This is a genomic window from Paenibacillus amylolyticus (assembly GCF_003719335.1).
In the GTDB taxonomy this organism is placed as follows: Bacteria; Bacillota; Bacilli; order Paenibacillales; family Paenibacillaceae; genus Paenibacillus; species Paenibacillus amylolyticus_D.
In genome coordinates this window covers 440,420-455,266 of record NZ_RIAS01000001.1, presented here as the reverse complement: position 1 = coordinate 455,266, position 14,847 = coordinate 440,420, and the positions used below count along the sequence as shown (strand labels likewise).

Here is a 14,847-nt window from a genome sequence, read left to right as displayed (position 1 = left end):
AGGAGGGGGCCTGAGGCTTTGTGGAGCGTTATTATGCCTAAAAGTCAAATTCCGGTTCTCAAGGAGAATCGCCCAAAAGGAAACACAAGCCGTAAAATTGTAATTATCCTTTTATTATTATTTATTGTATTGCTGGCTGTATTATTCTTTCGTTCTTCTGTAAGCCGTATATCAGCGATCGAAATTACGGGTAATGTATACACGGCCACTGCGGATTTGCTTGAAAAGAGTGGTTTGAGGGAAGGCGAACAGTTTTTTGGAACAAGTGCTACTGAAATTATAGAACGTCTTAAAACGATTAAAGCTGTCTCAACGGTTACTGTGGACAAGCAATTCCCGGGTACGATCCATATCAAGGTTCAGGAGTTTCCCACTGTCGCTTATGAACTGGACACAAGTGGGGCGCTTAAAGCAATATTGTCAAACGGGACAAGCCTTAATGTACCACCAACGATCGGTGTTGCTGTAGAGAAACCGATTCTGACACAATGGAAACCGAATGATCCGCTCAAAGCAAAACTGAGTGAGGCGTTGGCTCAAATTCCGAATGAACTGACAACGGATATATCCGAAATTATTCCCAATCCGACACCCTCTTTTCCGGATCAGATCCGCATGTACACCAAGTCACAGTTTGAAGTGATTACAACGATATCGCTGTTAACGGATAAAGTGGAGTATTTGAATCAGGTAATTGAGACCGAACGACCTGGAAAAATTACGATGCTTGAGGCTGATACGTATGTGCCGTTTATACCGGATAATCCAGAGGATGACGCTGAGCCGGGAGCAGGGCAATGATGCATGTTGATGATTGGCTGTTCATTGCGTAAAAGTGTAGACAGGATCGGGCTTTAGCACCGGTTAATGTGTGAAACTTGTTCTTTCTGAGATGAAGAAAAAATGGTACACTTGAACTTACGGCACATAAGTTGCCTCCTTCTTTTTTCTTCAAGGTTTTATGTTTCACATCCAGAACTTGGCACCCAAAAAAATTGTAGAAAAAAGAGGGAAAGCCTAAACTGTGTTGAATATGTTTTAATGAGTGTTTGAACCCGAACGTATTTTACTATTGGAGTCAGGAGGTGCCACAGACTTGAGCAACAATGACATCATTGTTAGTTTGGACATCGGTACATCCAAAATTCGCGCTATTATTGGGGAAATTAATAATGGAACCTTTAATATTATTGGAGTTGGATCTGCCGACTCGGAAGGAATTCGCAAAGGTGTAATCGTAGATATCGACCAGACAGTGCAGTCGATTCGCAATGCAGTGGATCATGCAGAACGTATGGTAGGTATTCAAATATCCGAAGTATATGTTGGAATCTCGGGCAATCATATCGGACTGATGAGCAGTCATGGTGTGGTGGCAGTATCGAACGAAGATCGTGAGATCGGAGAAGAAGACATGGAGCGGGTGTTGAAAGCAGCCGAAGTCATTGCGGTTCCACCGGAACGGGAAATTATTGATGTTGTCGCCAAGCAATATGTTGTTGACGGCTTGGAGGGCATACAAGACCCGCGTGGGATGATTGGTGTTCGTCTGGAAGTTGAAGCAACCATCATTACAGGTGCAAAAACCGCGATACATAATCTTTTGCGCTGCGTGGAAAAAGCGGGATTAAAAGTGAGTGACCTGGTTCTCATGTCATTGGGAGCAGGCCAGTTAGCTCTATCCAAAGATGAGAAAACGATGGGCTCTGTGCTTGTGGATATCGGAGCAGGAGCAACAACCATCGCTATCTTTGAAGAGGACAGCCTGGTTGCGACTTCAACACTGCCAATCGGTGGGGAATTTGTAACGAATGATATTGCTTATGGTTTGCGTACTTTGACGGATCAGGCGGAGAAAGTTAAGCTGAAATATGGCTGTGCCTGGCTTGATGATGCTGCCGCAGATGTGATGTTCAAAGTGACGCGTATTGGTAGCAACGTGGACAAGGAGTTTTCCCAAGAGGATCTGGCGGCTATTATTGAACCTAGGGTTCAGGAAATATTCCAGATGATTGGACAAGAAGTCAAACGCCTTGGTTACAACGAGCTACCTGGAGGTTATATACTAACGGGTGGTACGGTCTCTATGCCTGGTGTTCTGCAAGTCGCACAGCATGAGCTGGCTGCTTCAGTACGTGTTGCGGTTCCAGATTACATTGGTGTCCGTGATCCTGGATACACCAGTGGTGTCGGTATTTTGCACAATGTTATTCGCGGTTTGCGCATCAGGCCCTCGAGCAGCAACGGCGGTAACAACAACAATACCAACAGCAAGAAACCGACAAGCCGTCCGAAGCCGAATGCGGCACAGGAATCGGAGCAAAAACCCGGTCTGTTCGAACGACTGAAGAACATGTTCAGTGAATTTATATAACAGGTTGGATCCATTTCATACATTCTTTGAAGCCGTCTGAATGCGCTGGTACTAAAATAAACGCTTTCGTTCGTCGATATATGAAATTGATTCGGTTCAAATCAAAAATTGGACGGGCCATCCATGCACATTGAGGGGGAGATGGAATTATATGTTGGAATTTGATTTTGAGATGGAGAGCTTGGCTCAGATTAAAGTCATTGGGGTAGGCGGCGGCGGAAGCAACGCTGTTAACCGAATGATTGAAGGTGGAGTACAAGGTGTTGAATTTATTACAGTGAACACGGATGCCCAGGCATTGCACCTGGCCAAATCCGAGCATAAATTGCAAATTGGTGATAAGTTAACCCGTGGTCTTGGTGCTGGTGCCAATCCGGATGTAGGTAAAAAGGCAGCGGAAGAGTCCCGTGACTTGATCATGAACACATTGAAAGGTGCGGACATGGTATTTGTTACAGCAGGTATGGGCGGCGGTACAGGTACGGGTGCAGCTCCGGTAATCGCTGAGATTGCTAAAGAGTGCGGCGCACTTACTGTAGGTGTTGTAACACGTCCTTTCACTTTTGAAGGCCGCAAGCGTTCGACTCATGCTGAACAAGGAATCGAAGCACTTAAGGAAAAAGTGGATACACTGATTGTGATCCCGAATGACCGTTTGCTTGAAATTGTTGACAAAAAGACTCCGATGTTGGAAGCATTCCGTCAAGCGGATAACGTACTTCGTCAAGCGGTACAAGGTATCTCCGATTTGATCAAGGTTCCTGGTCTGATCAACCTTGACTTTGCAGACGTCAAAACGATCATGCACGAGCGTGGATCTGCCCTTATGGGGATCGGTGAAGCGACTGGAGAGAACCGTGCAGCCGAAGCGGCACGCAAAGCCATCATGAGTCCTTTGCTTGAGACCTCTATTGAAGGAGCACGTGGCGTAATCATGAACATCACAGGTGGCGTTAATCTGTCCCTGTATGAAGTGAATGAAGCTGCAGAGATCGTGACATCGGCTTCCGATCCGGAAGTGAATATGATCTTTGGTGCGATTATTGATGAAGATCTGAAAGAGGAGATCAAGGTTACAGTCATCGCGACAGGATTTGAGGACAAACCTTCTGCTCCACCCGTACGCAAACCTGCTACAGCATCAGAGCCGGCAGAGACACGTTCACCGAATCTTCGTCCATTCGGAAACCAGCCAAGCAATGATCAGCTGGACATTCCGACATTTTTACGTAATCGTTCGCGCAACAATAACAACGAATAATTGGGTAATATTACATCTGGAAAACCCGGTGTTGCTTCTGCAGCAACCGGGTTTTTTGCTGTTTTTTTATATAGCTTAACATACAGGAATGAACAAATTCTGAACAACTCGGCTGCGTCATTCCGACAAAAATAGTTGAAGACAAGCTCCCACAATTAGACAGACTTTGAACAGGAGGCTACGTATACTTGGGAATATGCTCATGAATATCGAGATGATGAAGCATTTAGGTTGTTCAATTCGAAGCATTTAGGTTGTTTCAATTCGAAGCATTTGGGTTGTTTCCGTCTGAGCTATGTGAGATCGATACAATCTGACGCATGTGAAATTGATTCAATCGGAAGGATGTAGGATTGATTCAATCTAAAGGCATGTGAGGTTCGTTGTAACCATTCGTTTATTCGTTTCGATGGTTGGATGCAGGCAGGTGAAGAGCGTGGTTGTATATGTCGATTTGATCTTTTTGACAAACCTATGTATGGATGGAGCGCTCATTGGATTGACGGCTTGGATGCGCCAAACGAAGCTGGTCTGGTGGAGATGGCTGTTATCGGCTATCGTTGGCGCGTTATACGTCGTGATGATGTTTGTACCGCAGTTTGATTTCCTGTTCACGTTTTTGATCAAGTTTGGTTTTTCTCTTGTGATGTTGAGTATCGCGTTTGGATATAAGGGACTGCAGGCTTTTGTGAGGACGCTGGGTACATTTTATGTCATTAATTTTGTGGCAGCTGGAGGCATCCTGGGTGTGCATTATATGCTTCAGAGCTCAGGAGAACTGTTCAATGGCATCTGGTTCACAGCATCTGGCGGCATGTCGTTTGATCTGAAGATTGCGTTCTGGTTTACTTTCATTGTATTCTTCGCGGTGCTCATTTTATTCAAAATTGTGCAAGGGGCCAAACGTAAATCAGATCGCATGACCACTTACCTTGGTCAAGTTGAGGTTTACATCGATGAGGTTGTTGTGTCTTGTACAGGCCTTCTGGATACAGGAAATCAACTTACAGATCCCTTGTCACGGATGCCGGTGATGGTTATGGAGGTTTCATTGTGGCAAGCGATGTTGCCTGATTCATGGAACAGTAGACTGAAACACGAATCACCGGAAAATCTCATCATGGAACTGGATCAGAATCATTTTCGTTGGCAGGATCGTCTGCGCTTGGTTCCTTATCGGGGGATTAATAAAGGAACAGCATTTATGCTGGCGATCAGGCCGGATCGGGCTAAAGTGACGATGGACGGAACAGATTATGTGACGACAAAAGTTCTGATTGGGCTGGATGGGGGCATTTTGTCGTCGGATGGGAAATATCAGGCCGTAATTCATCCTGAACTGGTGCAAGAAGCTGCTTCTGCGCAGTCTAAGGCTCAATCCGCAGAACCCACAGAAAAGCCGCTGAATGTGGTATAGGAGGAACCTACATGCTTGTGAAATGGAAACTGGTTGCCCAGCTACAATATTATCGTTTGTTGTTCCTGTTTGGGCTGAAAAGTGAAGAGATCTATTACATTGGGGGAAGTGAGGCACTTCCACCTCCATTGACACGGGAAGAAGAGGAGTACTTGCTACAGAAGTTATCGTCAGGAGATTCGGCGATTCGTGCCATGTTAATCGAGCGTAACCTGCGTTTGGTGGTATACATTGCACGTAAGTTCGAGAACACAGGGATTAACATCGAGGACCTGGTATCCATAGGTGCAATCGGACTGATCAAAGCTGTAAATACATTTGATCCGGAAAAGAAAATAAAGCTCGCGACCTACGCTTCGCGCTGTATCGAAAATGAAATTTTGATGTATCTGCGGCGTAACAGTAAAATTCGTACAGAAGTTTCTTTTGATGAACCACTGAACATCGACTGGGATGGAAACGAGCTTTTATTATCCGATGTGCTAGGTACCGAGAACGATACAATCTATCGAAATATTGAAGAACAGGTAGATCGCAAGCTGCTCCATAAGGCGCTGGAAAAACTGACCGATCGCGAGCGAATGATTATGGAGCTTCGTTTTGGCTTGACGGATGGGGAAGAAAAGACGCAAAAGGATGTGGCAGATCTGCTTGGAATCTCCCAATCCTATATCTCTAGGCTTGAAAAAAGAATCATTAAGAGGCTTCGAAAAGAGTTCAACAAAATGGTTTGATCCCATGAGAAAAGAAGATTGGGTATTACTGGCAAGGGTGCCAACGACGAATAAAAAAGCCTGCCCCGGAGATAATGTACATTAATGTTTCTCCTTGGGAGGTAAATCACGATGACCCGAAACAAAGTCGAGATTTGTGGCGTGGACACCGCAAAGTTGCCTGTTCTCACCAATATTGAAATGCGGGAATTATTTCATTCCCTTCAGCAGCACCATGATCGCTCAGCAAGAGAGAAATTAGTGAATGGCAACCTGCGTTTGGTACTCAGTGTCATTCAGCGTTTTAACAATCGGGGGGAGTTTGTCGATGATCTGTTCCAGGTTGGATGTATCGGCCTGATGAAAGCCATTGATAATTTTGATTTATCCCAAAATGTCAAATTTTCAACCTATGCAGTACCGATGATTATCGGTGAGATTCGCAGGTATCTGCGTGACAATAATCCGATTCGGGTATCCCGGTCACTACGGGATATTGCCTATAAGGCACTTCAGGTTCGTGACAGCCTGACGAATAAAAATTCACGCGAACCGACGATATTTGAAATTTCGGAGGCACTGAACGTACCGAAGGAAGATGTTGTTTTTGCACTGGATGCCATTCAAGATCCGGTATCCCTGTTTGAACCCATTTATCACGACGGGGGAGACCCGATTTATGTGATGGATCAGATCAGTGATGACAAAAACAAGGATGTGTCCTGGATTGAAGAGATCGCATTGCGGGAAGCGATGCACCGTCTCGGTCAACGGGAAAAGATGATTTTGTCGATGCGCTTTTTTGAAGGGAAAACCCAGATGGAAGTGGCGGATGAAATCGGAATATCGCAGGCTCAGGTTTCACGTCTGGAGAAATCAGCTATACAGCAGATGCAGAAACATGTGAAATCGTAGGATGACATTAAACAAGAAAGGCGATCAGTCGGAGAATCATTCCATTGATCGTCTTTTTTGTGCAAAAGGAAGGGAAGTCTCCCCCTAGTCCAGTGTACTTTTGTCCGAGTTGGCTTTGTAATAAACAAGCGAAAAACAGGACATTTTTCGCCTACAGAACATATATTGGTATAGAGGCATGCTGAACGGGCAGATGAGCTGTAAACAGGGGGCGGGGAGAATGAGAGTGAACACGAATGAGTCAACGTCACGAGGCATGAAAATCTCCGATTTTCAAACAAAGGATGTCATAAATATTACGGACGGCAAACGTCTTGGCCAGATCAGTGACTTGGAACTGGATCTTAAGCAGGGGCGAATTGAAGCCATCGTTGTTCCAGGATACAGCCGTTTTATGGGGTTGTTTGGAGGAGGGACAGATCTGATTATACCTTGGAGAAATATTGTGAAGATTGGCTCGGATGTCATTTTGGTTAAAATGGATGAGGTGAAAGAACAAGCTTATGATGAGCGTGAACGGGAAGCAAGGTTATATGATGAGCAGCAACAGGGCCGCGCGGAGCGTACCGAACGATTGGAACGGCTGGATCGGAGTCAACGAAGAACGATATAAAGGAGACAGAATGCATCCGCATTTGGTAAACTGGAAGTTGTGAGGTGATGAAGAATGGAACCCTTTGTATTGAACAGAGATGTCTTGAAGGATATAGAAGAGAAAACGTATCATGGTGATCAAGATCCGCTGTTATTATATATTGAATCTTGGAAACACCTGTATGACAAGTTAAAAGTTGGATTTACAACCAGACATGGCGGCGTTGGTCAAGAACCTTACGCTACGCTTAATTGTGCATATCACGTTGGGGATAATGCCGAGGCAGTGCTGCGTAATCGCCGTCTCGTGACGGAGAAGCTTGCTTTCCCGCCGGAAGCATGGACTTGTGGAGAACAGGTGCATGGTAAAGCGGTAGCTGTCATTACAGCTGACGACAAAGGCAGAGGACTGCTGGATCGTCAATCCGCATTGCAGGATACAGACGGGCTGGTGACCAACGTGCCTGGTGTACTACTGACTTCGTTTTATGCTGACTGCGTTCCCTTATATTTCTATGATCCGGTGAATCAGGCTGTAGGTCTTGCTCATGCAGGATGGAAAGGGACTGTGGCGGGAATCGCCGTCTCTATGGTGGAAACGATGGAAAGGGAGTATGGAAGCCGGAGAGAGGACATTCGGGCGGCTATTGGCCCCTCCATTGGCGATTGCTGTTATGAAGTGGATGAGGCTGTTATGAAGCATGTTCGGGTTTGGCTGGATGAACCCCGGGGTAATGATGAATACAATCCTTCTGCTTCCAAGCGCATATATACACCTGCTGCGAACGGAAAAACGATGTTAAACTTGAAAGAATGTAATCGACACATTATGATGAAAGCAGGAATATTGCCGGATCATATCGAATGTACAACATGGTGTACAAGTTGTCATCCCGAACTATTTTTCTCCTATCGTAAGGAAAATGGGGTAACGGGAAGAATGGCAAGTTGGATTGGGCTGGAAGAGAGGTGATCCTCTGTGTCATTGGAGGAACGTATACAACAAGTAAATCAGAAGATTGAAGATGCGTGTAAGCGCAGTAACCGCCCTTTTGAGGATGTGAATGTGATTGCGGTCACGAAATATGTCTCATTACAAACGACGGGTGCTGTGCTGGATCATGGTCTTGAGCATATTGGAGAAAATCGCTGGCAGGATGCACAGGCGAAATGGGAAGCCTTCGGACAGAAGGGCACGTGGCACTTTATTGGTCATTTGCAGACAAACAAGGTGAAAGACGTCATTGGCAAGTTTGCGTGCATCCATTCACTGGATCGTTTGTCACTTGCGAAAGAGCTGGATAAAAAAGCCGCTTCACTTGGAATTCAGGTGAACACGTTTATGCAGGTGAACATTTCAGGCGAAGAGAGCAAGTATGGTCTGCAGCCTGAACAGGCAAGTTCTTTTCTGAAGGATATTCAATCGTTCAACAACCTTAAGGTCATTGGTCTGATGACAATGGCGCCTCATGAGGAAGATCCAGAGTTGACGCGTCCTGTATTTCGAGGTTTGCGTGAGCTGAGAGATGATTTGAATGGACAAGCATTGACAGCAGAGCCTATTACCGAGTTGTCCATGGGCATGTCCAACGATTTCGAAGTGGCCATTGAAGAAGGAGCAACCTGGGTGCGGCTTGGATCAATTCTCGTAGGAAAAGAGGAGGGAACACGATGGGCGTAATGAATAAATTTATGAATTTCCTGGGACTTCAGGAAGAGGAAGAGATTGTAGAGCGGGAGCGCCTTGCTGCACAGGAAGAACACGAGCCTGAACAGCAGGAAAATGAAACCTCTGCACTTGATAAACGTAGAAACCAAAGGGGTAATAATGTGGTTAGCATTCATTCCCAGAAAAATGTAAAAGTTGTCCTTTATGAGCCTCGTTCTTATGACGAAGCACAGGAGATTGCCGACCATCTGCGGTCGCATCGTACCGTTGTTGTGAATCTGCAACGAATCCGTCAGGATCAGGCTTTACGTGTGATCGATTTTCTGAGCGGCACGGTATATGCATTAGGCGGCGGTATATCTAAAATTGGCGGCAACATTTTTCTCTGTACGCCAGATACGGTTGAAATTCAGGGAACCATTACGGAGATACTGGCTGACAGCGAGCAAGATTATAACAGAATGAGGTGAGCCTTTTTTGTATCAGATGATTGAAGGTATATTGGGTACGCTATACCAGATTTATTTTTACATGGTTATTGTCTACATATTGATGTCATGGCTTCCCAATGCACGGGAGAGCTTCATCGGTGAATTGTTAGGCAAATTTGTAGAGCCTTACTTAAGTCCTTTCCGCCGGTTTATTCCGCCTCTGTTCGGTGTGCTGGATATTTCCCCGATTGTCGCGTTGCTCGTTCTTCGACTGGCGCTTGTCGGGTTACTCTCTATCGTTCAGTATTTGACATTTTAGGTTAGGGTGACATAGATGAGTGGTAATATGTACGAACATTTTAGCCATGATGAGCGGGACTTTGTAGATAAAGCTACCGATTGGGTTGAACGGGCGAGCAAGGTTCATGATACGAAGCTCACCGACTTTCTTGATCCAAGACAGGTGTTTATTCTGCAATCGTTGGTCAATCGCAGCCAAGACGTTCAGGTTCGTTTTGATGGCGGATATGAAGCCGCTGAACGCAAGCGTGCATTGATTGCGCCTGATTATCGGTATCTGGATGAAGAAGATATGGGGATGCAGGTCCTTAGCATTACGTCTGACGATCAGAAAATCTCGGAACTGGAGCACGGGGACTATATGGGTTCCCTGCTCGGTCTCGGGATGAAACGAGGCAAGATTGGAGATATTCAAGTGCTGGAGCATGGCTGCCATACTGTAGTGGCAGCAGAGACCGGCGCTTTTTTATCGCTTCAATTGAATCAGGTGCACCGATTACACGTATTCACTGAACTACTGCCATTGAATCAGATGAAATGGTCTGCGACGAAATTGGACACTATAGATATTACCGTTGCTTCGATGCGACTGGATGGCATCTGTGCAGATGTGCACAGATTAAGCCGAAGTAAAGTACTGATTCCAATTAAAGCAGGACGCTGTAAAGTGAACTGGAAAGTGGTGGAAGACCCCTCCAAGCCGCTTAAGGCAGGAGATGTGGTATCCATTCAAGGATTTGGTCGTTTTAAGGTACTTGAACAGGATGGGATGACCAAAAAGGGACGTTGCCGGGTAAAGATCGGTAAATTTGCTTGATGTTATTGCAGGATAATCCGAATTCTTGTCGAAATGTTAAACGTAAAGGTAAAAAAATATCCGGTGTTTCCGATATACATTAAAGTACAAGATGCGGATCTCTGCAGATCGTGAGAGCAGGTTCTGCACTCCGTATAGAGTTGCCAATTCAGGTTTCTTTCGTACGGCCCCTTGGGTGGAACCCATATGCTGCAAACCTTCTCTAGTGTGAGAAGGAATTTTTACAGGAGGTGGACAGCATGCCATTAACGCCGCTGGACATACATAACAAGGAATTCTCTCGACGCTTGCGTGGGTATGACGAGGATGAAGTCAATGAATTCCTGGATCAAGTCATCAAAGATTACGAAGGCGTCATTCGCGAGAACAAGGAGCTGAGCAATCAGTTGCTGTCCGTTCAGGAGAAGCTGGATCATTTTGCTACCATTGAAGAGACACTGAGCAAAACGATCATTATTGCGCAGGAAGCTGCTGACGATGTGAAGAATAACGCGAAGAAGGAAGCGCAGTTAATCGTGAAGGAAGCAGAGAAAAACGCAGACCGCATCGTTAACGAAGCGCTTGGCAAGTCCCGTAAGATTGCTTTGGAAGTGGAAGAACTGAAGAAGCAGGCATCCATCTATCGCGCGCGTTTCCGCACGCTGGTTGAAGCTCAGCTTGAACTGTTGACACAGGATGGCTGGGAAGCGCTGGAGAGCCGTGAGCAGGAAGTGCGTGACCGTGAGCGGGAGATGAAAGAAATTTATTAGTCTGCCGCCTGGTTGACTTTTGCGGGCAAAGAAGCTATAACTATATTCATATTGAATAGTGATTCCATGACGGGCTCAGTACGTTATGATCTCATCCCTCAGAGAGTTGGTGTCTGGTGCAAACCAACGGATGAGTTATAGCCGAATATCTCCCCGGAGAAGTGACGCTGAAGCGGTGAATGCATTGCCGTGTGTAAGCTGAACCGTAAACCGTACGTTATAACGGTACCCTGCGTCAGTTTAGTGGGGCTTAAGCGCTGTTGATGACAGAGCATACTCAGGGTGACCTGAATGTGGTTTGTGATGAACAGAATTAGGGTGGTAACGCGAGCAGAACCTCGTCCCTTTCCAGGGACGAGGTTTTTTTTTGTGTCCCAAAACGGTGAGCGGAATCTATGAGCTGCGATAGTGTATGTTTTACATTCGATTCATCTTAACAAAAGAAAGGAAGTTGAACAGCATGCAACGAGTGGATGTCAAAGAAAAAGCACGTGAAAGAGAACTACGTGTATTAAATAAATGGAAAACGGAGAATACGTTCAAACGCTCCATTGAGAACCGGGAAGGCAAGCCAAACTTCGTCTTTTATGAAGGCCCGCCTACAGCGAACGGTAAACCACATATCGGTCACGTGCTTGGCCGTGTAATTAAAGACTTTGTTGGACGCTACAACACGATGAAGGGTTACCGCGTTGTGCGTAAAGCGGGATGGGATACACACGGCTTACCGGTAGAGCTTGGAGTACAGAAGAAATTGGGTATCTCCCACAAGTGGGAGATCGAAGATTACGGCGTGGAGAAGTTTATTAACGAATGTAAGGCCAGTGTATTTGAATACGAGCAGCAATGGCGTGATTTGACCGAAGGCATCGGATACTGGACGGATATGGATAACCCATATATCACACTGGATAACAACTACATCGAAAGTGTATGGAATATCCTGGCGACGATTCATGAGAAAGGTCTCTTGTATCGTGGTCACCGCGTAAGCCCATACTGTCCTTCTTGTCAGACAACATTAAGTTCTCATGAAGTTGCACAAGGCTATAAGGACGTTAAAGATCTGAGTGCGACAGCAAAATTCAAGCTGGATGACAGCGGCGAATTCGTGCTGGCCTGGACGACGACCCCTTGGACATTGCCTTCTCACGTTGCACTTGCTGTAAACCCGGCAATGGACTACTCTCGTGTACGTCAAAATGATGAAGTGTACATCATGGCGACGAACTTGGTGGAGAAAGTTATGAAAGACAGCAAAGGCGAGTATGAGATCATCGGTTCACTGAAAGGTGCAGACCTCGTCGGTAAAACGTACAGCCCGCCATTTAACTACGTACAGGCTGAGAAAACAAACATCGTGCTTGGTGCAGGGTTTGTAACGGATGCAAGCGGTACGGGTATCGTTCATTTGGCTCCTGCACATGGTGAAGATGACTACCGTGTATGTCGCGAGAATGGCATCAGTTTTGTAAACATGGTTGATCTGGAAGGTAAGTTTGTGGCAGAAGTGACTGATTTTGCAGGCCGCTTTGTAAAAGATTGCGACATTGATATCGTAAGATATTTGTCCGAGAATGGCCGTTTGTTCAGCAAAGAGAAATACGAGCACAGTTATCCGTTCTGCTGGCGTTGTGATACTCCACTTCTGTATTACGCAATGGACAGCTGGTTTATCCAGACAACAGCGATCAAGGATCAGCTTATTGCCAACAACAGTGAAGTGGAATGGTATCCGGGTCATGTGCGTGAAGGTCGCTTCGGTAAATTCCTCGAAGATCTCGTGGACTGGAACATCAGCCGTGACCGTTACTGGGGAACACCGCTAAACATCTGGGTGTGTGAAGAGACAGGCGAACAGTTTGCTCCTCATAGCATCGCTGAGTTACGTGCGCGTGCCGTAGGCGATGTGCCTGAAAATCTGGAGTTGCATAAACCGTATGTGGATGAAGTAAAGGTGCTCAGCTCTTGTGGGAAATATGAAATGAAGCGGACGCCAGAAGTCATTGATGTATGGTTCGACAGCGGCTCCATGCCGTTTGCGCAACAGCATTATCCTTTTGAAAATAAAGAAGTATTTGAGCAGCAATATCCGGCGGATATGATCTGTGAAGGGATTGACCAAACGCGTGGCTGGTTCTACAGCCTGCTCGCCGTATCTACACTTTTGACAGGCAAAGCGCCTTATAAAGCTGTTATGGCAACAGGACACGTACTGGACGAAAATGGACAAAAGATGTCCAAATCTAAAGGCAATGTTATCGATCCATGGGAAGTCATTGAGGAGTACGGTACCGATGCATTCCGCTGGGCGTTGTTGTCTGACAGTGCACCGTGGAACAGCAAACGTTTTTCTAAAGGCATCGTAGGGGAAGCGAAATCCAAAATGGTGGATACGCTGGTGAATACTCATGCATTCCTGACGCTGTACGCAACCATCGATGGATTCGATCCTCAGGAACATCCATTCCAAGTGTCTGCTCACAAACTGGATCGCTGGATTCTGTCCAGATTGAACAGCCTGATCCTTGTGGTAGAAAAAGCATTGTCTGTGAACGACTACCTGAATTCTTCCAAGGCGATCGAAGCCTTTGTAGATGAGCTCAGTAACTGGTATATCCGCCGTTCCCGAGATCGCTTCTGGGGAAGTGGTTTGACAGAGGATAAACTGGATGCGTATCGTACCCTTACCGAAGTGCTCCTGACTACAGCGAAGCTGGTTGCGCCATTCACTCCAATGCTGGCTGAGGATATTTACCTGAACCTGACAACTGGCGAAAGTGTGCATATGGATGACTATCCTGTAGCGAATGAAGCATTAATCGATGCGGCTCTGGAGCAAGATATGGAAACAGCTCGTCGTGTGGTTGAGCTTGCGCGTAACGTTCGTAACGAGACAGGTATCAAAACGCGTCAGCCATTGTCCGAATTGATTGTCTCCCTTGACAAAGGCTTCGATCTGGCAAGTTATGAAGAGATCATCAAGGAAGAGATCAACGTCAAAGGAATCCGTACAGAGCACAACGATGCCGATTTTGTTGATTTTACACTCAAGCTGAACCTTAAGGTTGCAGGTAAAAAATACGGCAAAAACGTAGGTTTCCTGCAAAACCTGTTCAAAGGCATGACGGCGGATGAGACCCGTAAAGTGGTAGCAGAAGGTGCATTCAACGTCGTTTCTCCGGAAGGAGAGGAACTGCAGGTGACGGATGAGGAGTTGCTCGTTGAGAAACAAGCTAAATCGGGCTTTGCTTCCGCATCCGGTTATGGTTTGACGGTAGCCCTCAACACAGAAATCACAACGGCGCTGGAGCAAGAAGGCTGGGTTCGTGAAGTGGTTCGGGCGGTACAGGATACCCGCAAACGTCTGGATCTGCCAATTGAGAAAAGAGTGCGCCTGACGCTGGATGTGGATGCCGATCTTCAAGCAGCAATTGAAGCATTTGACGATGTTCTGCGTGAAAATGTACTGGTGACTGACGTGACATTTGGTAAAGCGGATGGCATGGAGCAAGTGGAAGCCGGAGGCAAAGGCATCGGAATCTATATTCAAGCGTAATGAACAAGAATAAATAAGGTTAAAATAAATGAGCCACAGCTAAGGAAG

General features: G+C 46.1%; 14 protein-coding genes and 1 other annotated feature. All 14 genes read left to right on the top strand.

Annotated elements, in window-relative coordinates:
• The first annotated feature begins 33 nt into the window (after nt 1-33).
• The 14 genes from EC604_RS02080 to ileS all read left to right on the top strand — a co-directional run bounded on the left by EC604_RS02080 (nt 34) and on the right by ileS (nt 14,799).
• The gene (locus EC604_RS02080; protein ID WP_123062858.1) at nt 34-801 is read left to right on the top strand and encodes a cell division protein FtsQ/DivIB; all 768 of its coding nucleotides are present in this window, start codon (nt 34-36) and stop codon (nt 799-801) included.
• A 295-nt stretch (nt 802-1,096) separates the two neighbouring features.
• Nucleotides 1,097-2,374 (top strand): cell division protein FtsA, encoded by a 1,278-nt coding sequence (gene ftsA, locus EC604_RS02075; protein WP_123062522.1) that lies wholly within the window; start codon nt 1,097-1,099, stop codon nt 2,372-2,374.
• 151 nt (nt 2,375-2,525) lie between these two features.
• Nucleotides 2,526-3,635 (top strand): cell division protein FtsZ, encoded by a 1,110-nt coding sequence (gene ftsZ, locus EC604_RS02070; protein WP_123062521.1) that lies wholly within the window; start codon nt 2,526-2,528, stop codon nt 3,633-3,635.
• 427 nt (nt 3,636-4,062) lie between these two features.
• Nucleotides 4,063-5,052, top strand: a complete 990-nt coding sequence (gene spoIIGA / locus EC604_RS02065; protein ID WP_345789247.1) for a sigma-E processing peptidase SpoIIGA — start codon at nt 4,063-4,065, stop codon at nt 5,050-5,052.
• A gap of 11 nt (nt 5,053-5,063) precedes the next feature.
• Nucleotides 5,064-5,786, top strand: a complete 723-nt coding sequence (gene sigE, locus EC604_RS02060) for an RNA polymerase sporulation sigma factor SigE (protein WP_090923750.1) — start codon at nt 5,064-5,066, stop codon at nt 5,784-5,786.
• Nucleotides 5,787-5,897: 111 nt separating this feature from the next.
• Nucleotides 5,898-6,680: an RNA polymerase sporulation sigma factor SigG gene (gene sigG / locus EC604_RS02055; RefSeq protein ID WP_110898501.1), complete on the top strand. Its 783-nt coding sequence runs from the start codon at nt 5,898-5,900 to the stop codon at nt 6,678-6,680.
• Between the two features lie 220 nt (nt 6,681-6,900).
• Nucleotides 6,901-7,293 (top strand): YlmC/YmxH family sporulation protein, encoded by a 393-nt coding sequence (locus tag EC604_RS02050; RefSeq protein WP_240036612.1) that lies wholly within the window; start codon nt 6,901-6,903, stop codon nt 7,291-7,293.
• Between the two features lie 54 nt (nt 7,294-7,347).
• Nucleotides 7,348-8,247, top strand: coding sequence for a peptidoglycan editing factor PgeF (gene pgeF, locus EC604_RS02045; RefSeq protein WP_123062520.1), 900 nt, complete (start codon nt 7,348-7,350; stop codon nt 8,245-8,247).
• A gap of 6 nt (nt 8,248-8,253) precedes the next feature.
• The gene (locus tag EC604_RS02040; RefSeq protein WP_123062519.1) at nt 8,254-8,955 is read left to right on the top strand and encodes a YggS family pyridoxal phosphate-dependent enzyme; all 702 of its coding nucleotides are present in this window, start codon (nt 8,254-8,256) and stop codon (nt 8,953-8,955) included.
• Nucleotides 8,946-9,413 carry a cell division protein SepF gene (locus EC604_RS02035; protein WP_090923746.1) on the top strand — a complete coding sequence of 156 codons (468 nt, stop codon included), beginning with the start codon at nt 8,946-8,948 and terminating at the stop codon, nt 9,411-9,413. Before EC604_RS02040 ends, EC604_RS02035 begins: the two co-directional genes overlap by 10 nt.
• Nucleotides 9,414-9,429: 16 nt before the next feature.
• Nucleotides 9,430-9,693 carry a YggT family protein gene (locus EC604_RS02030; protein WP_090923796.1) on the top strand — a complete coding sequence of 88 codons (264 nt, stop codon included), beginning with the start codon at nt 9,430-9,432 and terminating at the stop codon, nt 9,691-9,693.
• Nucleotides 9,694-9,708: 15 nt separating this feature from the next.
• Nucleotides 9,709-10,491, top strand: a complete 783-nt coding sequence (locus EC604_RS02025) for an RNA-binding protein (RefSeq protein WP_123062518.1) — start codon at nt 9,709-9,711, stop codon at nt 10,489-10,491.
• A gap of 239 nt (nt 10,492-10,730) precedes the next feature.
• Nucleotides 10,731-11,240, top strand: coding sequence for a DivIVA domain-containing protein (locus EC604_RS02020; protein ID WP_090923744.1), 510 nt, complete (start codon nt 10,731-10,733; stop codon nt 11,238-11,240).
• Between the two features lie 57 nt (nt 11,241-11,297).
• Nucleotides 11,298-11,589 (top strand) — a binding site (T-box leader).
• A 111-nt stretch (nt 11,590-11,700) separates the two neighbouring features.
• The gene (gene ileS, locus EC604_RS02015; RefSeq protein ID WP_123062517.1) at nt 11,701-14,799 is read left to right on the top strand and encodes an isoleucine--tRNA ligase; all 3,099 of its coding nucleotides are present in this window, start codon (nt 11,701-11,703) and stop codon (nt 14,797-14,799) included.
• The last annotated feature ends 48 nt before the right edge of the window (nt 14,800-14,847 follow it).